This window comes from Streptomyces virginiae (assembly GCF_041432505.1).
Classification (GTDB): Bacteria; Actinomycetota; Actinomycetes; order Streptomycetales; family Streptomycetaceae; genus Streptomyces; species Streptomyces virginiae_A.
The window spans coordinates 99822-122136 of the sequence record NZ_CP107871.1; the positions used below are offsets into that span (position 1 = coordinate 99822).

A 22315-nucleotide genomic window follows, 5' to 3' on the forward strand; every position below is an offset into this window, starting at 1 on the left:
CTGCCCCTGCCCCGTCCCCCGCGGGCGGGGCGCCGAGGAGGCGGAGGCGGATGTCCGGTGACTTTCCTGTCGGTTGCCCGGGCGTCCGCCTTCTGTCTTGTCCGGGACCGGTCGTGGGCCGGTGCGGGAGCGGGAGGAGGGAGGGCGGATGCCCAAGGTGACGTCGACTGCGGTGCCGGTGCGTGGGTGCGGGTCGGGGTTGGTGGCGGTGGTGGCCGGGCACGAGTTGACGGCGTTCGTCGGCGCGGCCCTGGAAGCGGCGGGTGCCCGCCCGGCGGACGCGGAGTTGACGGCGGAGGTGTTGGTGGCCGCCGATCTGGCGGGGGCGGCCCGGCACGGGGTGGTCCGGCTGCCGCCGTACGTGCGGGGGTTGTGGGGCGGGACGATCAACGGTGGGGCCCGGCCGGAGATCGTGCGCCGGTACGGGGACGTCACCGTGATCGACGCGCATCACGGGTTGGGACAGCCCGCGTTGGCCTTCGCGGTGGACCGGGCGGTGGAGCAGGCCCGGGTGCGGGGTGCGGCGGCGGTCTCGGTGCAGCATTCACGCCATGTCGGCATCACGGCCTGGTACGTGGGGCGGGCGGCGCGTGGTGGCGCCTTCGGTGTCATCACCACGCGTGCTGCCGGGTCCGTGGGGGGTGTGGGGCGGTTTGGGGAGGGGGCGGTAACAAGCCAGTTCTTGATGTGTGTGGACCGTGCGGCCGCGGGTGGCGTGGGGCGGTCGGTATCGGTGGCGCCGGCCGGTGCGGGGGTGGTGCGGCCGCGGTTGACGCTGCCGGTTCCGGTTCTGGAGGAGCTCGGTCGGATCGCGGCTCTGGTCAAGGTGACGCCGGTACGGGAGCTGGACAGGCGTCGGCCGACCCGTTCCGAGGACCCGTGAGTAAACACTCCCGACTTATTTCATTTACCGGCCGCGTGGGAGAAGACGCGGGAAGGGAGGTGGTACACACCCGAACCAAAAATCGTACACACCTCAACAATCGAGGTGGATTTACACGGTAAGTGACCAGTAACGACGACGTCGGCGGCCCGCCCGGGAATGCGGCGGCAGTTGGCTGAATTGTCGTCGGTGTTCCCCCGTAGGGGGACTCGCAGGTCCTGCCCTGCTCGCCAAATCGCCTTGTGGCATGGGATCTTGGCCCACGGCCTTGCGGAGTGACGGACGTCACGGGCCGGAATTCGCTGTTCCGGGTTTCCTTTGTAAGGAGGCCCGTGGCGTGAATCGGACCGGCCGCGGACGGGCACTTCCCCATGTTCCCATCGGCTAGTATTCGGCGGATGTTTCAGCGCAGTGCGCGGGCAGCGAAAGGCGAAAAGAGAATGCAGCGGGCGGCGGGAGTTCGAGATTCTGATCTTGGAAAGTTCCTTCAGGTACGGCGCAGCCTGCTGACGCCGGACGACATCGGCCTGCCCGGCGACGGCAAGAGACGCCGGGTGCGGGGGCTGCGCAGGGAGGAGGTCGCCCACATCGCCCAGGTCAGCGTCAACTACTACACGCGCCTGGAGCAGGGGCAGAACCGCAGCGCCTCTCCCGAGGTCCTGGACGCCATCGCCAACGCGTTGCGCCTGAACGCGGGCGAGCGGGCGCACCTGCACAACCTGTCCCGCGCCGCCGAGCTCGCGCGCCCGGCCAAGGCCGCCGAGGAGGTGCGGCCCGCGGTGGCCCGGATGATCTCGGCCTATCTGCAGGGGCCGGCGGTCGTGCTGGGCCGGCAGATGGACATCCTCGCCTGGAACGCCCTCGCCCGGACCATGTTCTCCGGACACATCGACATCGAGGAGCTCCTGGCCCGGGACGCGCCGCCGAACCTGGCCGAGCTCGTCTTCCTCCACCCCGGCGCCCGCGCCCTCTACCCCCGTTGGAACGACGAGGCGGTCGAGATGGCGGGGTACCTGCGGATGATGGCCGGTCGTTTCCCGGGCGACCCGGAACTGGTCGAGCTGATCGAGCGTCTCTCCCTGGCGAGCCCGGAGTTCACCGAGATCTGGTCGGGGCACGTGGTGTGGGACAAGACGTTCGGTACGCGCCATCTCCACCATCCGGCCGTCGGGGAGCTGACCCTCGCCTTCGAGAGTCTGCGCCTTCCCGATTCCCCCGACCAGTGCATCGTGCTGTACCACGCGGAGCCCGCCTCCCTTGAGGAAGAGGCGTTGCGCGTCCTGCTGGAAGGCCGCGGCGGCGGCTGAGCGCCCTCGCCGCGAGGACGTCGGCGCCGGTGCGGATACAGTCGAGAATCCGTCAATACCCGCTGAGGATGACCAGCAGGGGCAGGCGAGGGGATCAACGCCTCGCCGAGACTGGACCCATGGACTCCTTCGCCGACCTCAGCCAGTTCCTGCGCTCCCACCGCCTTCGCACGGCCCCTGAGCAGACGGGGGTGTCGACGGGCGCGGGGGCGCGGACCGCGCCCTGTCTGCTGCCCGCCGAACTGGCCCGGGCGGCAGGGCTCGACGCCGACCGCTACACCGACATCGAGGACGGCCGAGCCGGCCGCGTGTCCCTGTCCGTCCTGGACGCGCTGGCCTCGGCCCTGCACCTCGACACCGACGACCGGGCCGAACTGTTCCGGCTCGGGGCCTCCCCCGGAACGTCCCGGCTACGGGGGCTCGGCCACCTCACCCGCGCGGTCCCCATGCTGCCGGTCATCGCCTTCAACCACCGCTACGACATCACCGGATGGAACCTGCCCGGGCAGGCGCTGCTCGCCTGGGACCTGGACTGGCCCGTGGAGCACGTACAGCCCAACCTCGCCCGGATGCTCTTCCTCGACAGGGCGACGCGGGCCCTGTACGGGCACGCGCGGGGCCAGGTCGCCGGGCTCGTCGGGGCGCTGCGGCGGGCGAGCGAGCAGCACCCGGACGAGGAACTGTCGTGCATGGTGGTCGAACTGGCGGCCACCAGCCGGGAGTTCGCGGAGCTGTGGTTCCGTCCGGTCGAGGAACGCGAGGACGAGGAGGACTGCGGGGTCCTGGTCCGTTTCGAGCATCCCGCGGTGGGCCCGATGGAGCTCTCCCGGGTGGTGCTGGAGGAGGGGGCGCAGAACGGGGAATGGGCCGTGGTGTTCAGCCCGGAACCCGGTTCGGCGTCGGGCGCCGCGTTGGACGACCTGCTCGCCCGGATCTCGGGCCGGTCGGGCTGACCGGCCACGGCCGTACCCGCAGGCCCTCGCCCGGCGGTCGTCGCCCGGCAGGTGCGGGAGCGGCGGGAGCGGCGGGTGCGGCGGGTGCGGGGGCGGTGGGTGTGCGCGGGGGCCGGGCCCGCTCAGGCGGGCGGCCCCGGCAGCCCCGGATAGGCGCGCTGCGCGCGCGGGGGCACGGCGAAGGTGGCCCGGCTGCGGACGTCCATGAACGCGTTGATGCCGTTGTTGCGGCGCACGCCGATCCCCCCGTGGTGGGTGGACGCGTCGGCCGCGTTCATCATCGCCCGGGTGGCGTGGAAGTCCTCCATGGTGCGTTGCAGGGACACGAAGTGGGTGCCGGGCACCCCGTGGTCGAGCGTCGCGAAGTCCCTGCGGTTGATCCGCGGCCGGCCGGCGAGCCGGGCCCGCCCGGTCGCCTGGGCATGGCCGACCCGGCCGTGGGCGGCGGCCACCGCCGCCAGCTCCGTACGGTCGCTCTCCGCGTCCTCGACCAGCTCGTGCGCCTGCTTCGCGGTCGTGCGGGGCGAGTACATCAGGGCGGCGCGCTCGTCCTCGTGCTGCTCGTACCAGCTGTCGGTGTCCAGGACGATGTAGCTGACGTGCATGGTCGTGCCGCCGGCCAACGGCCCCTCGAGGATCGAGACCTCCTCCTCGGTGGCCTGGTTGCGCCGCAGTCCCGAGTGGAAGCCCAGCAGCAGCGGGGCGTCCGCGGGGATCGCGGCCTGCGGCCGCCGCACGGCCGGCAGGCCCTCCCCCACGAAGCCGGCACGGGTCTCGCGCAGCACCAGGCGCCTGCGCTGGTCGTGCGGTCCGGGACCGAAGAGCGACGCGGCGGCCTGCGTCACCGTCTCCTGACGGTCGGAGGCCAGGTGCAGGCAGGCGTCGTACGCCTCCAGCACCGGGTTCTCCCAGCGGGCCATCGGGACGGGCCGCCCCACCGGGGAACGCAGCGGTGTGTGCCGCTCGAACCAGCCCGGGCCCCAGCCCAGGCACATCAGGATGCCGTCGGGCCCGTGCCCGTACCGCTCCTCCAGGGCGCCGAGCGCGGCCTCCAGGTGGTGGGCGTCGCGCGGCAGGGGGGAGCCCACCACGTCGAGCATCAGCAGTCGGTGGTGGCGGGGCGGCAGGGCGCGGCCGGCCTCGTCGGCACGGAAGGTGTCCTCCCAGGCGTGCTGGGCGGCGGGACGTGGGGGCATCACAGCTCCTCCTGCGGCTCGTCGCGGCGCAGGGCCGCGAACGCCGCGGCCCAGTCGGCCACGGGGGTGCCGGGTTCGTTGAACAGGCTGAAGGTCGTGCACCGGGCGGCGGGCTCCTCGATGGCCGCGACGATCGCGGCGGCCATGTCGGCGCGGGCCACCATGCCGTCCCCGTAGGGGTGTTGGGTCAGGGTCAGGGCGTGACTGCCGGGCGGGTCGTCGGTCATCCAGGTGGGCCGCACGACGGTGTAGGGCAGGCCGCTCGTGCGCACCAGACGCTCGGCGGCGACCCGTGCCGGCAGCAGCGTGTCGTCGATCCGGTTGAGGGGGTGGGCCGGTCCGTGGCCGACCGCGAAGGAGCTGAAGAGGACGAAGTGCGCGCCGGGGGCGTGGCGGCGGACCTGCTCCAGCAGCACGTGGGTGGCCCGTTCGGTGTGCACCCGGGCGTCCCCGCGCCGGGGCACGAGCACGACGGCGTCGGCGCCTTCCCACACGGTTGCTGCGTCGGTCGGTTCGCCGAGGTCCTCCGGCCGGGCCGGGTCGCCGAGGTCGCCGACGTAGCGGACCGTGTGGCCCCGTTCGGCCGCCGTCGCGGCGATGATCCTCCCGCTGCCGGCCCGGTAGGGCGAGCCGACGACGACGATCCGTGCCATGCCCTCACGCCCCGTCGTGGACGAGCAGGGTGGCCTTGCCGGCGATCCGGCGTTCGCGCAGCGAGGTCATCACCTCGGGGAGCCGCTCCCAGGCGTCCTGGTGGCCCAGGACCGGTCGCAGCCGGCCGAGGTCGATGAGGCGGACGAGCAGTTCCAGGTCCTCGCCGACGGGCTCGCCGGACCCGAACACCCAGAAGGGGTGCAGGGTCTGGCGTGCGTGGGGCACGAAGGAGGAGATGCTGAGGCTGGCCGTGCGGCCGGAGGAGGTGCCCAGGACCACGATGTGGCCGAAGGCCGACAGCCGCTTGAGCGCCGTGACCAGCACCTCCCCGCCCACGGATTCGAGGATCACGTCGAAGTCGCCGTCGGTGTCGGCGAGGGAGGTGACGACGTGGTGCGCGCCCAGGGCCTTCAGGTCGAGGTCGCGGTGGGTGCCGGTCAGCGCGGTCACCTCGGCGCCCTCGGCGGCGGCCAGTTGCACGGCGAAGGAGCCGACGCCGCCGCTCGCGCCGGTGACCAGGACGCGGCGGCCCAGCAGCGGCCCGCCGCGGCGCAGGGCGCGCAGGGCGGTCAGTCCGGCGACGCCGAGGGTGGCCGCCTCGGTGAAGGCCACCGCGTCGGGCAGGACGGCGAGGCGGTCGACGGGGACGGCCGCGTACCGGGCCCAGCCGCCGAAGTCGTTCATCGCCGCGATCCGGGTACCGGCGGCGGGTCCGCTGCCGTCGGCCGCGGCCCGTACGACGGTCCCGGCCAGGTCCTGCCCGGGCCGCCAGCCCTCGGCGCGGCGCCGGAACAGGTTCAGTTCGCCGCGGTTGACGGAGAAGGCCGCGACGCTCACCAGCGCCTGGTCCGGGGCCGGTTCGGGCAGGGCCACGATGCGCAGGTCGGGGCCGTCGGGGGTGCCGATCCAGGCGCGCATCCGCTGCGGGAGGATCGGCGGAACGGGGCGCGTGGAGGCGGGAGTCGTGCGGGAAGAGGTCATGCGTCGACCGTAGGCAGGGCCGCGGCCGGGAGGGAAAGACCAGCTCTGTCTCGGTTCATAACTCCCGGGTATGAATGGGGCGGTGGCCCCTACGATGACGGGGTGACCATGCCCGAGGCGAGACTGTTGCGGTACTTCCTGGCCGTGGCCGAGGAGGGCAGTTTCACCCGGGCGGCGGCCCGACTGCACATCGCGCAACCGGCGTTGAGCACACAGATCCGCCGGCTGGAGAGCCGGCTGGGGGTGCTGCTGCTGCACCGCACCACCCGTGTCGTGCGCCTCACGGAGGCCGGCCAGGCCGTGTACCAGCGCGGTGCGGGTGCGCTCGCCGCGCTGGAGGACGTGTGGGAGGCGGCCCGGCGGGCGGGGCGCGGCGAGCTGGGCCGGTTGCGCCTGGTGTACAGCACCAGCACGGGGTACGGGACCGTGCCGAGCCTGGTGGAGGCGTTGCGGGTGCGGCTGCCGGACGTCCAGGTCGCCGCCGAGGTGCTGCGGACCCCCGACATCGCGCACGCGGTGCTCGACGGGCGGGCGGACGCCGGGATCGCGCGTTCGCCGGAGGTGGTGGCGGGCGTCCGGCTGCTGCTGGTGCGGACCGAACCGCGCGGGGTGCTCCTGGCGGCCGCCCATCCGCTGGCCGCACGGCGCGAGCTCACCTTGGCCGAGGTCGCGGCGTTCCCGCTGGTGCTCCACGAACGGCAGGCCAACCCCGGCCACTACGACGAGGTGCTGGCGGTCTTCCGCGGGGCCGGCCTGGTGCCACGGCTGACGGAGCGCCCGATGGCCTTCGACCCCACGCAGAGCGTGCTGCGGGACGCCCGCACGGTGGGTCTGGTCGCCGCGTCGTCCGGCGACCAACTGCCGGGCTGGCTGCGCTGGGTCCCGCTCGCCGACGGGACCCGACCGCTCGCCACCCACCTGGTGCTCCCGGAGACCTCGCCGTCACCGATCGTCACGCACTTCACGAATGCCGCGCTGGACGCGGCCCGGGAGGCGGGATGGCTGGACGACGCATCGGCGACGCCATGACGTCGCGACGCGGGACCGGGGTCGGGGCCGGAGCCGGGGTCGGGGTCGTCCGGGGTGGGGGCCGGAGCCGGGGTCGGGGCCCGGGGTCGGGGCCCGGGGTCGGGGCCCGGGGTCGGGGTCGTCCGGGGTGGGGGCCGGAGCCGGGGCCGGCGGGTGAGGGGCGCAGGAGCACCCTCGGCCTCCGGTGCGTCGCAGGACGCGGGCGGGCCGTGCTGTCGGAGGGTGCCCCTGGGCGGGCCCGGTCCGCGGGATCACCGGCGGTGCGCGGAACCCCGCTCCCCTGACGGGATCAGGCCGTCGAGGACGACGGTACGGCTGTCGTCGCCCACGTGCGGCGCGGCCACCGCGGGCCTCGGCCCGGCGGTGGCCCGGTCGGGGCGTCGTCGCCCGGGAACACGGACCACCGGACCGCCGGATCATCGGGGCTGCTCCCCCGGGTCGCCGCCATGATCCCCGCCTCGCTGCCGCCCCGGGTCGCCGCCGGGGTTCGCACCCGTGCTCCCGCCCGGCCCGTTCCCCGGTGACTTCCCCGAGCGGGTGCCCGAGCCGGAGCCGGAGTCCTGGCCCTGATTCTTGACCGGCTCGTTCCCGGGGGCCGTTCCGGGAACGTTGCCGGCTCCCTTGTCCGGGGCCTTGCCCTGCTGCCGGCCGGAGTCCGGCGCCTTCCCGGGGGCCGTGTCCGGAGCCTGGCCCGGCGGGCGCCCGGAGTTCTGGCCGGTCCCCTTGCCCGTGTCGTGGCCGGGGGCCCTCCCGGGGTCACGGCCGGAGTCCGGCGCCTTCCCGGGAGCCGTGTCCGGGGCCTGGCCACGCTCCTCGCCCGCGCCCGTTCCGGGCGCCTTGCCCGACCCCTGACCGCGGTCCTTCGCCGGATCGTTGCCCGACTCCTGACCGGGCACCTTCCCCGGGGTGTGACCCGGCTTCTCCCCCGAGTCCGTCCCCGGGTCCTGACCAGGCGCCTCCGCCGGGTCCTGGCCCGACTTCCGACCCGAGTCCTTCGCCGGATCCTCGCCCGACCCCTGACCGGGCACCTTTCCCGGAGTGTGGCCCGACTTCCCACCCGACTCCTGGCCAGGCTCCTTCCCCGACTCCTGGCCAGGCACCTTCGCCGGAGTGTGGCCCGACTTCTCACCCGAGTCCTCCTTGCCCGACCCCTGACCGGGCACCTTCGCCGGGTCCTTGCCCGACTCCTGGCCCCGGTCCTTCACCGGACCCTTGCCCGGCTCCTTGCCGGGCGCCTTTTCCGGGTCCTCGTCCGGCTCCTGGTCGGGAGCCTTCCCCGGTTCCTGACCAGGCACCTTCGCCGGTTCCTGGCCCGACTTCCGACCCGAGTCCTTGCCCGGGTCCTTGCCCGACTCCTGGCCGGGCACCTTCCCTGGAGCCTGATCGGACTTCTCACCTGGCTCCTGGCCGGGGTCCCTGCCCGGCTGTTCGCCCGGCTCCTTGCCGGGGTCTTCGGCCGGGTCCTTGCCCGGCTCCTGGTCGGGGGCCTTCCCCGGGTCCTTGCCCGACTCCTTGGCGGGGGCCTGGTCAGGAGCCTGGTCGGGTGCTTTCCCCGGGTCCTTGGCGGGAGCCTCGTCAGGGTCCTTGGCCGGGGCCTCCGCGGGGGGCTTGTCCGGGGCCTGGTCCTGCTGCTTGCCCGTGTCCGGTCCGGGCGCCTTGTCAGGCTTGCGGCCCGGCTCCTTCTCCCGGTCCTGGCCCGGCTCCTTCACCGGGTCCTGGCCCGGTTCCTTCGCCGGGTCCTGGCCCGGTTCCTTCTCGGGGGCCTTGCCCGGGTCCGTGCCGGAGTCCTGGCCCGGCGCCTTCTGCGGGCTCTCGTCCGGGTCCGTGCCCGGCTTCCGGCCCGAGGGCGGGGCCGGCTCCTGCCCCGGGGCGTCGCCCGGGGGCCGGTTCGGGGTCGTGGCGGGGGGTGGGCGGCCCGTTCCCGGGTGGGCCGCCGGCAGGACCGGGTAGGCGGAGCCGGGGGTCTGGCCCTTCGGGGGCGGGACCGCGCGGTCGGGCTCGCCCCGCGCCGCTCCGCTCGGGCGCTCGTACCATTCCTTGCCGTCCTGGTCGAAGACCGTGACGGTCTTGACCGGCTTCACGGCGGGCTTGACGGCGACGAGGCCGGTGGAGCGGAACGAGGACCACTTCGCGCCGCTGTACGTCTGCCGGCCCCTGACCGCGACGGGCGGGTCCAAGGGGTTGCCGCAGGCGCAGCGGACCCGGGGCACGCCCTGGGCGTCGACCAGCACGGAGGTACCGGCCTGCAGGACCGCCTGGTAGCTGGTGGGCGCGCCGTCCCGGTATCCGTGGTTGGTGACCCTGGTGTCCCAACCCAGTCGGACGGGGGTCAGCGACCGCAGGTACGAGGGGATCCCGGCCTGCCGGACGCCCAGCGAGACGGCGAACGCCCTGCCCTTGTCCGGGTGCCGGGTGAGGAAGCGGATCTGCTTCTCGACGTCGCAGCTCGCGACGTTCCGCGTGCCGCCGTACAGCCCTGGGTACCCGCCGTCGACCTCGAGCGTGCGCGCACCGTCCGTGCCGTCCGTGGTGGCCTCGGTGCGCTTGGTGCTCGTACCGTCCTTCGTGTTCGCGCCCGTGTTCATGGGCATGGCGTTGGCGACGCTCTCGGCCTGTGTGGCCGTCGAGGGGGTGAACGGGTCGGGTCCGGCCTCCGGGGCGGCCTGGAGGAAGACCTCGCCGCCCGCGGCGGTGTTCCCGCCCAGCACGGTGAAGCCGAGGACCACCGCCGAGACCACGGCCACCGCCGTGCTCGCGCTCAGCAGGATCCTGCGCGACCGCCGTCCGCGAACGCGGCCGCCGCCGTCCGCCGGCGGTGGTGGGAACCCGCCGGAGGAGACCGGGAGGGGGCCCGACGGGGGCCCGGTGGGCGGCGGAGGGCCCGGTGGGGGCGGCGGGGGCGGGGGCGGGGGCTCCGGATGTGAGCTTCGGCCGGACAAGGGGCCGGGCGGCGGGCCGGTGGGCTGCTCGGAGGAAGGGGGCAGGGAATTCACGACGCTCGCCCCCCGGCACAGGGCAGTGGGTAAACCGTGGTGACTCGCATGCGCTCACTCCTTCCGAACCGTCAACGCCTCCACATCCCGCAGGTGGGGCCCGGACGTCCGAGAACGCCCCGGCGGGGACCGTCCACTACGCGTGCGTCCATCTCCTGAGTAGGCCCCGCTCCCCCGCACTCCGTCATGCCGCGACCTTTCGGGACTTGACAGATCAAGGTCGAGGGTGACGGTCGGCGGTGTCCCTGCCCGGCACCCCGTGTGCCGGGCCGGGCAGGGCCGGGCCGGGCGTTCCCGCCCTGGCGCCGGGTGCGGTGCGGTGCGGCTCCGTCGTGTGTCGTGGTCAGCTGCCGTGGCGGTGCGGGCTGCGGCCGAGGGGAAGGAGGTACTGGAGCGGCTGGTCCGGGTCGTGGAGTCCGAGCAGTTCGTGGGCCAGGTCGTCGTGGAAGCCGCCCAGGGTGGTCCCGCCCAGGCCCAGGGCCGACGCCGTGAGCAGCAGGGTCTGGGCCAGGTGGCCGGTCTCCAGCAGGGCCAGGCGCAGTGCGCGCAGTCCGTAGCGGCGGCGCAGCAGGCCGAGGTCGACGTAGAGGGCCAGGAGTACCGGTGCCTGTGCGATGCCGATCCAGTCCGGGTCGGTGGAGGGGCGCGAGAGGTAGGTCGACAGGGCGGTGATGTCCGCGAGCGGGGCCGCCGGGCCGATGCGGCGCAGGGTCCGGCGTTCGGGGACGCAGTCGTAGGTGCCGGCGGGGAGCCCGGCCACGTCGAGGACGAGGAGGCGGACGCGTGCCGTGTGGAGGGCGCCCGCGCTGGGGTAGGGGCGGTGGGCCAGGGTACGGGTCGTGCCGTCGGCGAGGTGTTGTTCGCTGCGGCCGCTCTCGGCGAGGGAGTGCCACAGCAGGGCGCCGAGCGTGCCGGTGTCGAGGGGGCCGGTGAGGGCGCCGCGCAGCGAGGAGCGTGCGGCGAGTACTTCGGCCAGGGGGACGGCGGGCAACGGGTCGGCGGGGAGCGGGATCTCGGTGGGCCCGGCCGGGTCGGGTGCCGGGGCGGGTGCCGGGGCCGGGGCGGGCAGGGGGCGCAGTGCCGAGTCCTCGCCGCGGCCGATCTGGAACTTGCTGCGCTCCAGGTACTGCAGGTCGGGGGCGGCGGGGCCGGGCGGGAAGAAGCCCGCCGGTCCGTCCGTCTCCAGCAGGGTGCGCGCGGCCAGCCGGCACACGGCCCGTTCCTCGTCGGGGCTCACTCCCAGCCGGTTGAACAGCATGTGCAGTTGGGAGCCCCAGATCTCGGCCCGGGTCCGTTCGTCGGGGCCGTCGAGCGCCGCGTCGGCCTCCCGGACCTGTTCGGCCCAGTAGGCGAGCCAGGGCGCCGCGGTGCCGGCGTTCAGGCGCTCGCGCAGGTCCGCGGCGCGCGCCGCGAGGGTCGTGCGCTGCGCGGCGTGGACGGTGTTGACCCGGGTGTGGACGGCGGCGGCGGGCAGCAGCGGCACCTCGGTGACCCAGCGCCAGCCGGCCGCGTGCGCGCGGAGCCGGCGTGCGGCGGCGAGCGGGTCCATGCCGAGCGCGTACGCCGTGGTGTGCGCGAGGTCCGCGGCGGCGGTGAGGCGGGATGCGGCCGTGGTGGTGGCGGGCAGGGCCCGCAGTACGTCGAGGGCGGTGCGGGTGGAGGCGGCGAAGAGGGCCTCGGCGACGGGCAGGGCCCGCGGTCCGCCGTAGCGCCGGGTCTCGGGTACGTAGGGCACGGCGTGGATCTCGGCGTGCCGGGAGGGCCAGGGGCCGGGGACGGCGGGCACCTGGCGGGCGAGCCGGGCCAGCAGGTCCGGCAGGTCCGGCAGGTCCGGCAGGTCCTGGAGCGGGGTGGGGTCCGCGGCGGTCGCGGGCGCGGTTGCGGGGGTGCGGACGCGGATGCGGAGGTGGGGGCCGTCCTGCCCGTAGCGGATGAAGAACCAGTCGGTGGCTTGGCCGGTGGTCACGAGCCGGTCGAGGAGGGGGGCCGCGTCCCGGGTCAGGAAGCGGTCGGTGTCCTCGGTGGTGGAGTGCAGGAAGAGGTGGTGGCTCTGCCAGATGCCGGCGGCGGCGGTCGTGCCGGTGCCGGTGTGGTTGTCGGTCGTCGTCACGTCGTCCGGTCCTCGCCTCGCGTGTCGGGTCAGGGGAAGGGGTGCGGGTGCAGGGGCAGTTCGCCGTGGTGGACCGGCCGGCCGGTGCGGCCCAGGCGGTGGGGCACTTCCAGCAGCCGGGGCAGGCCGAGGGTGCGCCGGTTGACGTGTCCGAAGGTCATGGGGAGCGCGCCGGGGACGACGACCTTCACGCAGTGCAGGCCGAACCGTTCGCGCAGCCCCGGCTCGCTCTGGTCGACGGTGACGACCTCCAGTCCGGCCCGGGCCAGCCGGGCGACGGTCCGTGTCAGGAGGCCGGAGAGGTCGGGCACCGGGGCGGGGGCGCCGGGCCAGGCCGCCTCGACCGTCGTGGCCGGGGTGTCGGCGAGGAGGAACTCCAGGCGTGGGGCGGCCTGGGGCAGGGTGTTCAGCCCGACGTGGTCGTCGAGGGTGAGGACGAGTTCGGGGTGCTCCAGCATGGGCCGCAGGCGTCCGGCATCGCGTGGCCCTCCTTCGGCGAAGGAGCGGTGCGGTGCCTCCAGCACGTTGGTGACGACCTCGGCGACGGCGGAGCGGATGGCGGTGCGGGGATCGTGGTGGGCGCCGGCCGCGAGGAACATCCGCGGTGCGTCGGGGTGGCCGCCCTCGTAGCGGCAGACCGCCAGGACGGCCGGGACGGCGAAGTCGTTGGTCGCGTCCAGGAGCAGGAGCCGGTAGCCGGCGGCGGCCGCCCGGTCCGCGAGCATCAGGGTGTCGGTGTCGTCGGCCGGCGGGTGGATGCGGCGCAGCGGGGTGGCGGCGTACCAGGCCATGAGGAAGGCGTCGCGTTCCGCGACCTCGAACAGCCCGTACAGGGCGGCCTCTTCGGGGCTGTTGCCGAGGCCGCAGCCGTTGGAGGACTCGTACACGACGCGTGGCCGGTCCGCTCCCGGCACGTCCCAGTAGGCGACGTGTTCGGGGACGGCGGTGGGCCTGCGGTGGGTGAGGGACCAGCCCTGTACCCAGTGGAGCGGCAGGTCCGGGGTGTAGGGGACGGTGGGTGAGGCGGGGTGGCCGTGGTGGGCGGGGTCGGGCAGGCCGAGCCGTGCGGGGTCCAGGGCGCGGGCGGGGCCCAGTTCGGCGTAGGAGGCCAGCAGGTCGGTGCGGCGGCCGGTGGGGCGCATGCCCGCGTACCGTTCGACGGCCTCGAAGAGGGCGATGCGTTCGCTGTCGGGGAAGGTACGGGCCCGGCCGTGGCCGCCGTCGTCGAGGGATCTGCCGTCGGTGACGATCGCGCTGGTGAGGCTGAACGCCGAGTCCTCGGAGCGGCGCAGCAGCCGGACGGGGCCGAAGCGTTCGTCGTGCAGGGCGGTGCGCAGTGCGGTGCCGCTCGTGCGGGGGTTGGGGCCGCGCAGGACGGTCGGGTCGGGCAGCGGGCGGGGTCCGCGGGGCAGGGGGTGGAGCGGTGTCCGTGTGTCGGAGGGCAGCGGGTGGCAGACGTCGCAGCCGCCGACCGGGCGGACGTGGTGGGTGGACCAGGAGCCGCGGCCCTGGTGGACGAGGTGGACGACGGCCGTGCCCGCGTCCGCGTCCGCGTCAGGGTCGGGGTCGGGGTCGGGGTCGGGGTCGAGGAGGTCGTGGACGAGGGCCTCCACGGCCGGGGTCAGGGCGGGTGAGGGGACACCGGCCAGGGTCAGCTGCGGGCTCTGCCACGGAACCCGGCCGCCCGCGGTCGCCAGGCGCTGGTACTCGGTGCAGACGAGGCAGGCGGCGGCGCCCGGCCGGAGCACCGGTCCGATCACCGCGAGCGGGCCGTCGTAGCGCACCGGGACCAGGGTCACGGGCCGGTGCAGGGCGTGGCGGCTCAGTTCCTCGGCGAGACCGAGGGTCCAGCGGGTCAGTACGACGGCGGCCCGGCCGGTGGTGGCCGCCAGTGCCGCGGCGGCATCCAGGACGGGGACGGGGCCCGGACCGGCCGCGGCCGCAGGGGCGGGGGTGGGGGCGGGGGTGGGGGCCGTGGCGGGACGGGTCATCGGGCCTCCTCGGGGGTGTGCAGCACGGTGAAGCCGAAGGAGCGCAGCAGGCCCGCGAGGCCGAAGTCCCGTGCAGGCGGTGCCGGTGCGCGTGGTGTGGTCGCGGGCCCGGCTCCGTACAGCCGGTGCAGGGTGTCCTGGAGGGCTTCCTCACGTCCGGCCAGGTCGGCGAGCCAGCCGCCGGTCCAGCCGGGGTCCTCCCAGGCGGCGGTGGGCACTCCGGCCGCCGCCAGCGGGGCGGCCGCGCCCCCGGAGGGCGGTGGCGGGGCGCCGCCGGGCGCTGCGGCCGCGGCGGTGCGGACGGTGGTGACGGCGGCCAGTGCGGCGAAGGCGGCGGCGTCGCCGGGGGTGGCCTCGACGGCCTCGCCGAGCAGCGGGCCCGGCCCGTACCCCGGCCCCGGCTCGTGCGGGATGCGGCGGACCACGGCCCGGTAGGCGTGTGCGTGGGGGGCCGCCCGGTGCACCTCCAGTCGTGCGGGGACGGCGAGCCGGCCGGTGAGGGTCGTCCACCAGTGGCGCAGCTGCGGGTGGCCGGACCAGTGGGCCGGGTCCGTCGGGGGACGGTCGTGCGGGGCGGCGGCGAGGCGGCGTGCGGCGGTGTGGCGCAGGGCGCGGCCGCGGGCGTGCCCGGGGTCGGCGCCGACGGTGAACGCGGTTTCCCCGAGGAGGAGTTCGGCGGCGCGGCAGAACAGTTCGAGGCGGGCCAGGTCGAGGCGGGGCCCGCCGCCGGTCAGGGTGCGGGGGGTGGTGGCGTGCCCGGCGGCGGGGGCGGGGGGTGTGCAGGTGGCGAGGGGGACGGGGAGTTGGGGCAGGTCCCCCGGCAGGGGTGCGGGCAGGGGTCCGCAGCGGTGCTCGCCGAGGGCGGTGATCCGCCGCAGTGCCTCGGCGAGTCCGGTCGGGGGCGCGAGGTGGACGTGGCGGTCCGCGTCGATCCGTTCGGGGCCGAGCCAGCTGTAGTGGTCGGCGCGCGCGGGGCGGGCGTCGGCGAGGAGGACGGTGGGGATGCCGGGGAGCAGCCGCGGGTCGTCGGCCTCGGTGGCCGGGTCGGGCAGGCGGGCGGCCGCGCACAGCAGCCGGTGCGCGGCGGCGCCGGCCAGCAGCGCGGCGAACGTGCCCGGGATCCTTCGGGGTTGCGGCTCGACGGCGGTGTGGGTGAGGCGGGCTTCGAGGGCCGCTGCGTCGGCGCGTGCCTGGGCGGTGCTGCCGGGGGCGGTCACGTATCCGGTGGCGCCGCCCCGTCCGGCGGCGACCGCCCGGTCCGGGCCCGTGCCGCGGACGGTCAGCAGGATGCGGTCCGGGGGCAGGTCCGGGTCGGGGGTGAGGGTGACGGGCACACCGCCTGCGGTCAGCGCCCGTACGGCGGCGGTGGCGGTCGGGGAGTTCGGGTCGGAGGCCAGGACCTCGGCCCGGGCGGTGGCCAGGAGGGCGGCCGCGGCGTCGGGGTGCGCGGCGGTGGCGTCGATCCACCGTGCGACGGCGGGGTGGGGGTGGGGGTGGGGGGCGGCGGGTGGTGCGGGGAGGAGGAGGTCGTGGTCGGCGAGCCGGTCGAGGAGGGTGTCGGTGGCGGCGCGGACGGCCGATCCGGGCTCCAGGCCGTCCCGGAATCCGGCGAGGCCCCCGGTGCGCAGGGGTTCCTCCAGCAGGCCCCACACCACGGGGACGGCGGTGCTGCCTTCCAGGGTGAGGCTGCCGCGCCGCCCCCGCAGGTGCAGGCCGGCGCGCAGCGGTGTGACGGCGGTGCCGGGGCGCAGTCGGTCGCCGGGGTGCGGCCGGCCGCCGTCGCTCGCGCGGTCCCCGCCGGCGGCGCCGGTGCCACCGGTGTCCTCGGCGGCATCGGCGGGGACCGCGGTGTTCTCGGTGTCGTGGGTGGTGGGTTCGCCGGTCATGTGCGGGCCTCCACCGCGTCGATGACGGCGCCGATCTCGGTGCGCCAGTCGCAGCCGGTCAGGGCGGGCACGGCGCGGACGACGAGGTGCGCGGCGAGGTAGCGCTCCAGGGGGCGGACGTCGCAGACGGTCAACAGCCGGTACAGGGCGTTGGTGCAGGCCCGGTGGATGAGGTAGTCGGGGCGGCTCCACATCGTGCCCTGCGGGTCGGCGCGGCGCAGCAGTCGGTGGAACTCGCTGTAGCGGGTGCGGATGTCCTGGTTCCAGCGTTCGTGGGCGGCGGCGTCGCCGGTGGCGGCCGCCCGGGTCCGGTAGGCGAGGGGGTTTCCGTGGAGGTCGGCGCCGGCGGCGTGGCGGCGGGCCGTGAGTTGCCAGGCGTCGCGGGAGAAGTCGGCCCAGGCCTGTTCCCAGTCGTGTGTGTGTCCGTCGGCGATGCGTGCGACGAGGGCGGTGACGGTGTCCCCGGCGGCTTGCGCGTGGCGTTCGAAGGTGGCGCGGAGTCTTCCGTCGGGGTCGTCGTGGAGGAGGAAGTCCTCCAGGTGGGAGACGTAGGACCAGTGTCCGCCGGTCAGGCCGCCGGGGTGGGCGCAGGCGTGGGCGGCCAGGGCGGTGACCGCGAGGCGGAGCCGGGCCCGGTCGGTGTCCCCGTGCCGGCCGAGGAAGTCGGCGCCGGCCCGTAGGGCGTCCAGGCCCGAGTGCAGCAGGTCCTCGCGCAGGCGGGTCCCGTCCGCTCCGAGCAGGCCCCGTACCGGTCTCCGGTCGACGGGTTCGATGCGGGTGGTGTTGTCGGGGTGGACGGGCCCGTAGGGCGGGGGGAGGAGTTCGGCGCGCCCGGCCTCGGCGGCCTGTTGCAGGAGTTGGGCCCGGTCGAGGTCGCTGTGGGAGGGGTGTGCGCGCAGCCAGGTGCGGATGCGGGCGGCGGCGGCCCGGGCGGTGTCGGCGACGGCGGCGGGGTCGCTGCCCTGCAGGCGCAGCCGCAGGTGCGGGCCGTGGAGCCAGTGCCGCTCGACGTGGGCGGTGGTGCCGTCGGCGGTGGCGGCGGTGGCCAGGGGCAGCATGACCTCGCGCAGCAGCGGGGCTTTGACCGGGTGGTGGTAGTAGGCGGCGACGTCCAGCGCGCCGTGGTCGCGGGTCTCTGGTCCCGGGGTGGCTTCGGGGTCGGGGGACGGCATGTCCGGTGCGCTCCTGTCGTGGTGCTGCGGGCCGGTCGGGTGGGTCATCGTGGGCGTCCGTCCCGGTAGACCTCCAGGGCGAGTTCGACGGCCCGGGTGGGTGCGGGCAGGCCGCCGGGGGCGGGCAGTGCCTCCTCCAGGACGACGCCGTCGGGGTGTCGGGACAGCCATTTGGCCAGGCAGCGCAGGTGCAGGGCGTTGCCGAGGTCCGCGAGGTGCGGTTTGGGGCGGGTCAGGCGGCTGAGGAAGTCTTCGGTGGCGCGGCCGGTGGGGGCGGCGGCGACCGGGTGGAGGAAGACCTGTTCGGGCAGGCCGAGGCGGGCGCGCCAGTCGGCCGTGGCGGTGGCGGGGACCCGGTGGGGGTGGGTGTCGGCGGCGAGGTCGGCGCGCAGGGCGGCCACGACGGCGGGCGGCAGGAGCCAGCGGCGGCGTTGGAGGATGACGTGGCGGTGGCGGAGGCGGGAGCTGACGGTGACCGGGCCGCCGGGTGCGTCGAGGGTCCGGCGGGGGGCGAGGGGGCGGAGGTCGACGGCGCCGGCGGGGTGGTCGGCGAGGTGGGGTGCGATGCGGGCGGGCAGGAGCACGGGGGCGAGGAAGCCGGGGTAGAGCACGTCGAGGGGTTCGCCGGTGGTCCGCAGGTGGATGCGGACCTGGTCGGTGGCTTCGTCGTGGACGAGTTCGAGGTCGGCCTCGGCGATGGGGGTGCGGTCGCGGTCGGGGCCGATCTCGTCGGGGACCAGGAGGGGGTGGAGGTTGGCGTTGAATCCGCCGACGGGGCGGATCTGGGCGGGGCGGGCGCCGGGGCCGAGGCCGCGCCGGATCTGCCGGGACACCTCGGTGGTGGCGCGGGGGTCGAGGAAGTCCAGGAAGCGGCTGGTGAAGCGGCCCCAGCCGCCGTAGACGTGGTTGACGGTCAGCAGTCCGGCGGCGGGGTCGCGTTGGAGGAAGTAGGTGTAGCTGAGGGGGCGTTCGAGGGCCGTGGCGGGGAGTCGTTCCCCGAGGGTCTTGAGGGTGTCCGCGGGCAGGACGGCCTCGTCGGGGGCGGCGGGGGTGGTGCGGTCCCGGGGGCTGTCGGGCTCGCGCAGGGCGGCGGTGATCTCGGCGCGCAGCCGGGCCAGGGGTTCGGTCTCGGTGGGGAACGCGTCGCGGTCGGCGGGGTCGAGCAGGGCGATGCGTCCGGCGGACTCCCAGGCGGCGGTGACGTCGGCGCCGAACTCCCAGGGGTGCGCGCAGCGTCCGCCTCGGCCGTAGCGTTCGACGAAGCGGTCCCGCAGGACGCGGCGGACGAGGTGGCCGAGGTCGAAGAGTTCGGCGAGGGCGGTGACCTCGGCGAGGGCCTCGTGGTCGGCGGCGCCGAGGAACCCGTCGAGTACCGGCGGGCGCGGGGCGATCACGTCCTCGGACAGGACGGTCAGCGGGGCGGAGCCGGTGGGGACGGGCCGGCCGGCGGCGGCCAGCTCGGCGGTCCAGCGCTGGGTGAGGGCGGTGAGCAGGCCGGGGCGGTCGGTGGCCGGGGCGGCGGCGAACCGGGCGGTCAGCGCGCCGAGTTCGGCGATCCGGTCGGCGCGGTGGGCGTCCTCGGGGTGGCCGGGTGCGAAGGAGCGTACCCAGGCGCCGAGGCGTTGCAGGGGGTCGGGGTCCTGCGGGGCGACGGGGTGCTGCGGGACCAGCAGGTCCGCGCGGGTGAGCCGGTCGAGGAAGGCCGCGACCGCGGCCCGGCCGCCACCGCTGCCGTCCCCGTCACCCCCGTCTCCCCCGCCGTCGCCCCCGTCGCCCCCGTCGTTCCCGTCGCCGCCGTCGTGCTCGTCGTCCGGGCCGTGCGGGCAGAGCGCCGCGGCCAGGTGCCGGGTCAGGTCCGGGAGGGGTACGGGGTTCTCGGCGAGGTGGGTAAGCAGGCGCAGCGGTCCGCCGGAGGTCACCTCGGCCTGGTCCTCGCCGGGTACGAGGTAGCGGCCGCCGGCGAAGGAGGGCCGGTCGCGGGTGTAGGCGGTGCGGGGGCCGTCGGTCCGTGCGGTGCTGGTGACGCGGTGGGGAAGGGTGGTGCGCCGGTGCGGCGCGTCGAGGAGGGCGAGGGTCAGCGCGGTGGTCAGGGTGCGGTTGGCCCGTACGACGGAGCGCAGGGGGCCGTCGAGGACGGGTGCGGCGCCCCAGGAGGTCACCGGGCGGGCGGGGCCGTCGGCCGGGTCGCCGGCCAGTGGGCCCCATCCGACCGCCGTGAACCATGACAGCGGGCTGGTCTTGGTGCTGGCCCGCAGGGCGTAGCGCAGCACGGTGGGTTCCTCCTTGCGGGCGCGGCGGTCGGCCGTGCCGGTGGCGGCACGGTTCATGGCGCGTAGCAGGTCGGCGCTGGTCAGGGCGGTGGCCTTGGCGAGGGCGGGTTCGCGGCAGAGGGCGGCGAGCGCGGCGCGTTCGGCGTCGAGGGCGGGGCCGCAGGCGGTGTCGAGGGCGGTGAGGAGGGTGGTGCGGTCGGCGCGCAGGGCGAGCCAGGCCGCGAGGCGGGGCAGGCGGGCCGGCAGGTCGCCGAGGCGGGCGAGGAGGGCGGGGCGGGGTTCGCGGCGGTTGTGCAGGGCCCGGCGCAGGGGCAGGACGGTGTCGCGGTGGAAGTCGGCGGGATGGGAGTCGCGGGCGGCGTAGAGGTCGTCGCAGAGCGGTGCGGCGGTCAGGGCCAGTTCGGTGTCGAGCCGGTGGAGGCGGGTCAGCAGGTCCCGGAATGCGGCCGCGGCGGGATGCTGGGCCGGGTGGGCGAGGACGGTGGCGCGGGCCAGCGCGTAGGGCGCGGACCGTACCCGGTAGCCGTCGGGGCCGGGGGCGGAGTGCGGGCGCGGCTGCGGCATGGGTTCCCGTCCTGTGGGTGGGGGCGGCGCGCGGCTTCCCGCCGGGCGCGGGGCCCGGCGGGAAGCCTCTGGCGAACGGTCACGCGGTGGCGCTGTGGTGCGGTGGTGCGGTGTGCAATGTGCAGTGGCGCGGTGTGCGGTGACGCGGTGGTGCGATGTGCGGTGACGCGGTGGTGCGATGTGCGGTGACGCGGTGGTGCGATGTGCGGTGACGCGGTGGTGCGATGTGCGGTGACGCGGTGGTGCGGTGGTGCGGTGGTGCGGTGGTGCTGCGGTGCGGTGGTGCTGCGGTGCGGTGGTGCTGCGGTGCGGTGGTGTTCCCCGGTTACAGGGGGAGTTCGGGCAGCTGCGGGTGGGCACAGGAGGACGAGCCGCAGGAACAGGAGCTGCCGCCGTTGGACGCGCCTCCCTCGGGCAGCGCGACGGTGTCCCGCATGGAGGTCACGGTGAGTTCACCGAGGTCGAGGTCGTCGAGGTCGAAACCGGTGGACTGCGTGGCGTCGTTCATGGGTTGCCTCTCGTGTAGGGGGTCAGACCTCGAGGGCGGTGACGTCCTGCGGCTGGGCGCAGGACGACGACCCCTGGCAGGAGCAGGAGCCCCAGGACGCCCCGCCCTCGGGCAGTGCGGCGGTGTCCCGCATCGAGGTGACGGTGAGGTCGCCGAGGTCGAGCTCCAGGTCGTGGAGTTCTGCCGCGGGGGTGTGTGCGGTGTCGGACATAGCTGTCTCCCGGGATGTGGAAGGGGAAAGCCGAAAGTGCACGGGATGCCGGTCGGCCGGACCGTCGGGAGAATATTGCGATGCCGTCCGGACGGCAGCAAGTGCCCGGGGGTTATGTGCGCCGCCCTTCCGCGTCCGGTTCCGATCGGTGATGCCGTCGTCGGCCGAAACCGGCCGCAGAGCATTTCCGGCCGATTCCCCGGCATTGCGTCCGCTCCCCCGATATTGCGCGGGGCCGGCCTGGTTCTGCGGGAGCGCGGGATTCCGTATTTTCCGGCGGGGGTGCGGAATGCGCGGCGTGCGGGCCGTCCGCGCAGGGTGCCGCACACGGTCGCGGCCCGGCACCTTCCGGCGGGGCGGGAAGCTGTGGCCCGCGGTCCGGACCGTCCCGGTGGACGGCGCGGCGCGCGGAGTCGATTCGTACGGCACCGGAATCCGCGCCACCTCTTTCGGCCGTGGGCGTTTTCCCGTCACACGGCGCAGAGGGCGGCGGCTGTTTCCCGCCATTCCCGGGAACACCCCCGACCGAATTCATTCGTCATACATTTATCGCGTGCCGGCATGTGGTCGGGTGAGATGAACCGTCCGATCCGGACACCGACATGACGGAGTGTTTCTTGACCTCTTACATCGAACACCGCGCCGGCCCACGGATGCTCCTGGCGTTGCTCTCGGCCCTGTGCGCGGTCATCGGCGCCACCACGCTCGGCACGGCCCCGGCGGCGGCCGCCGACCAGCGTCACCCGATCTACGCCGTCGCGCACCGCGTCGACACCCTGGACGGCGTGGACGCCGCGCTCGCACACGGCGCCAACGGCATCGAGATCGACGTCTGCGCGTGGTGGAACCCGAACGAATGGCGGGCCTGGCACGACTGCTCCTCGGCCGGCGACAACCGGCTGGGCCCCGGCTTCGACAGCATGGTCGACCGCATCCTCTCCCACGCGAACCAGGGACGGCGGCTGTCGCTGGTCTGGCTCGACATCAAGGACCCGAACTACTGCGGGGAGCGGGAGAACCGCGGGTGCAGCGTGGCCGGGCTGCGTGACAAAGCGCAGCGGCTGACGGCCGCGGGGATCCAGGTGCTGTACGGGTTCTACGAGTACCACGGTGGCGGTACCCCGGACGTCGGCGGCCGGGGGTGGAAGAGCCTGGAGGGCCGGCTCGGCGCGTCGGAGGGGATCACGACGACGGGGACCCGTGACCGGGCCCAGGGTGCGTTCGACCGGTCCGGTGCCGGATTCCCGGCCGGTCGCCGGGTGATGGACTACGGCGACAGCGACATCACCAAGGGGTTCGGCAACTGCACGGAGGCCACGTACTACACGTGCGCGGAGTTGAAGAGGGGCGCGGCGGACCGTGACGGCGGACGGCTCGCGGCGACGCTGTCGTGGACGACGACCTACAACGATCCCTGGTACGTGGACAAGTTGCTGGGTGAGGGGCGGGTGGACGGCATCATCGCGGGCTACGGGGCCTTCACCGGGGTGCGTGACTACGACGGCGGTTGGCAGTGCGCCAACTCGATCGGCCTGATCCGTGACTGGGTGAACCGTCACGGCGCCACCCATCGGATGGCCGTTCCCGGTGACCGCCTGTTCCGGTAG

General features: G+C 75.2%; 16 protein-coding genes. 5 read left to right on the forward strand and 11 right to left on the reverse strand.

Annotated features, from left to right (window positions below):
* The first annotated feature begins 148 nt into the window (after positions 1 to 148).
* The 3 genes from OG624_RS00490 (at position 149) to OG624_RS00500 (ending at position 3143) form a co-directional block, all read left to right on the forward strand.
* On the forward strand, positions 149 to 883 hold the full coding sequence (locus OG624_RS00490; RefSeq protein WP_051763946.1) for an Ldh family oxidoreductase: 735 nt from the start codon (positions 149 to 151) through the stop codon (positions 881 to 883).
* A gap of 440 nt (positions 884 to 1323) precedes the next feature.
* On the forward strand, positions 1324 to 2190 hold the full coding sequence (locus OG624_RS00495; RefSeq protein ID WP_033226239.1) for a helix-turn-helix domain-containing protein: 867 nt from the start codon (positions 1324 to 1326) through the stop codon (positions 2188 to 2190).
* A 119-nt stretch (positions 2191 to 2309) separates the two neighbouring features.
* A complete protein-coding gene (locus tag OG624_RS00500) occupies positions 2310 to 3143 on the forward strand; it encodes a helix-turn-helix transcriptional regulator (RefSeq protein WP_051763945.1) in 834 nt (277 codons plus the stop codon).
* Between the two features lie 122 nt (positions 3144 to 3265).
* Here OG624_RS00500 and OG624_RS00505 read toward each other — a convergent pair whose 3' ends face one another.
* The 3 genes from OG624_RS00505 to OG624_RS00515 are packed head-to-tail and all read right to left on the reverse strand — an operon-like array spanning position 3266 to position 5974.
* Positions 3266 to 4339, reverse strand: a complete 1074-nt coding sequence (locus OG624_RS00505) for a DUF7405 family protein (protein WP_371638836.1) — start codon at positions 4337 to 4339, stop codon at positions 3266 to 3268.
* Positions 4339 to 4992 (reverse strand): NAD(P)-binding oxidoreductase, encoded by a 654-nt coding sequence (locus OG624_RS00510; protein WP_051763943.1) that lies wholly within the window; start codon positions 4990 to 4992, stop codon positions 4339 to 4341. The genes OG624_RS00505 and OG624_RS00510 overlap by 1 nt, the downstream gene beginning before the upstream one ends.
* 4 nt (positions 4993 to 4996) lie before the next feature.
* Positions 4997 to 5974: a zinc-binding dehydrogenase gene (locus OG624_RS00515; protein ID WP_237545556.1), complete on the reverse strand. Its 978-nt coding sequence runs from the start codon at positions 5972 to 5974 to the stop codon at positions 4997 to 4999.
* 108 nt (positions 5975 to 6082) lie between these two features.
* Between OG624_RS00515 and OG624_RS00520 the strand changes: the two genes are divergently transcribed.
* Positions 6083 to 7003, forward strand: a complete 921-nt coding sequence (locus tag OG624_RS00520) for a LysR family transcriptional regulator (RefSeq protein WP_371640808.1) — start codon at positions 6083 to 6085, stop codon at positions 7001 to 7003.
* Between the two features lie 416 nt (positions 7004 to 7419).
* Here the strand turns inward: OG624_RS00520 and OG624_RS00525 are convergent, their stop codons facing one another.
* The 8 genes from OG624_RS00525 to OG624_RS00560 form a co-directional block, all read right to left on the reverse strand.
* Positions 7420 to 9747, reverse strand: coding sequence for a DUF6777 domain-containing protein (locus tag OG624_RS00525; protein ID WP_371638837.1), 2328 nt, complete (start codon positions 9745 to 9747; stop codon positions 7420 to 7422).
* A 592-nt stretch (positions 9748 to 10339) separates the two neighbouring features.
* Positions 10340 to 12106: a thiopeptide-type bacteriocin biosynthesis protein gene (locus OG624_RS00530; protein ID WP_371638838.1), complete on the reverse strand. Its 1767-nt coding sequence runs from the start codon at positions 12104 to 12106 to the stop codon at positions 10340 to 10342.
* 29 nt (positions 12107 to 12135) lie between these two features.
* A complete protein-coding gene (locus OG624_RS00535) occupies positions 12136 to 14097 on the reverse strand; it encodes a TOMM precursor leader peptide-binding protein (protein ID WP_371638839.1) in 1962 nt (653 codons plus the stop codon).
* Positions 14094 to 15983 (reverse strand): hypothetical protein, encoded by a 1890-nt coding sequence (locus tag OG624_RS00540; protein WP_371638840.1) that lies wholly within the window; start codon positions 15981 to 15983, stop codon positions 14094 to 14096. The genes OG624_RS00535 and OG624_RS00540 overlap by 4 nt, the downstream gene beginning before the upstream one ends.
* The gene (locus OG624_RS00545; protein WP_371638841.1) at positions 15980 to 17203 is read right to left on the reverse strand and encodes a lantibiotic dehydratase C-terminal domain-containing protein; all 1224 of its coding nucleotides are present in this window, start codon (positions 17201 to 17203) and stop codon (positions 15980 to 15982) included. Before OG624_RS00545 ends, OG624_RS00540 begins: the two co-directional genes overlap by 4 nt.
* The gene (locus tag OG624_RS00550) at positions 17200 to 19989 is read right to left on the reverse strand and encodes a lantibiotic dehydratase (protein WP_371638842.1); all 2790 of its coding nucleotides are present in this window, start codon (positions 19987 to 19989) and stop codon (positions 17200 to 17202) included. Before OG624_RS00550 ends, OG624_RS00545 begins: the two co-directional genes overlap by 4 nt.
* A gap of 325 nt (positions 19990 to 20314) precedes the next feature.
* Positions 20315 to 20497, reverse strand: coding sequence for a thiazolylpeptide-type bacteriocin (locus OG624_RS00555; protein ID WP_033226940.1), 183 nt, complete (start codon positions 20495 to 20497; stop codon positions 20315 to 20317).
* Between the two features lie 22 nt (positions 20498 to 20519).
* Positions 20520 to 20708, reverse strand: a complete 189-nt coding sequence (locus OG624_RS00560) for a thiazolylpeptide-type bacteriocin (protein WP_030774783.1) — start codon at positions 20706 to 20708, stop codon at positions 20520 to 20522.
* Between the two features lie 617 nt (positions 20709 to 21325).
* Here OG624_RS00560 and OG624_RS00565 point away from each other — a divergent pair.
* Positions 21326 to 22315, forward strand: coding sequence for a phospholipase D (locus tag OG624_RS00565; RefSeq protein WP_033226951.1), 990 nt, complete (start codon positions 21326 to 21328; stop codon positions 22313 to 22315).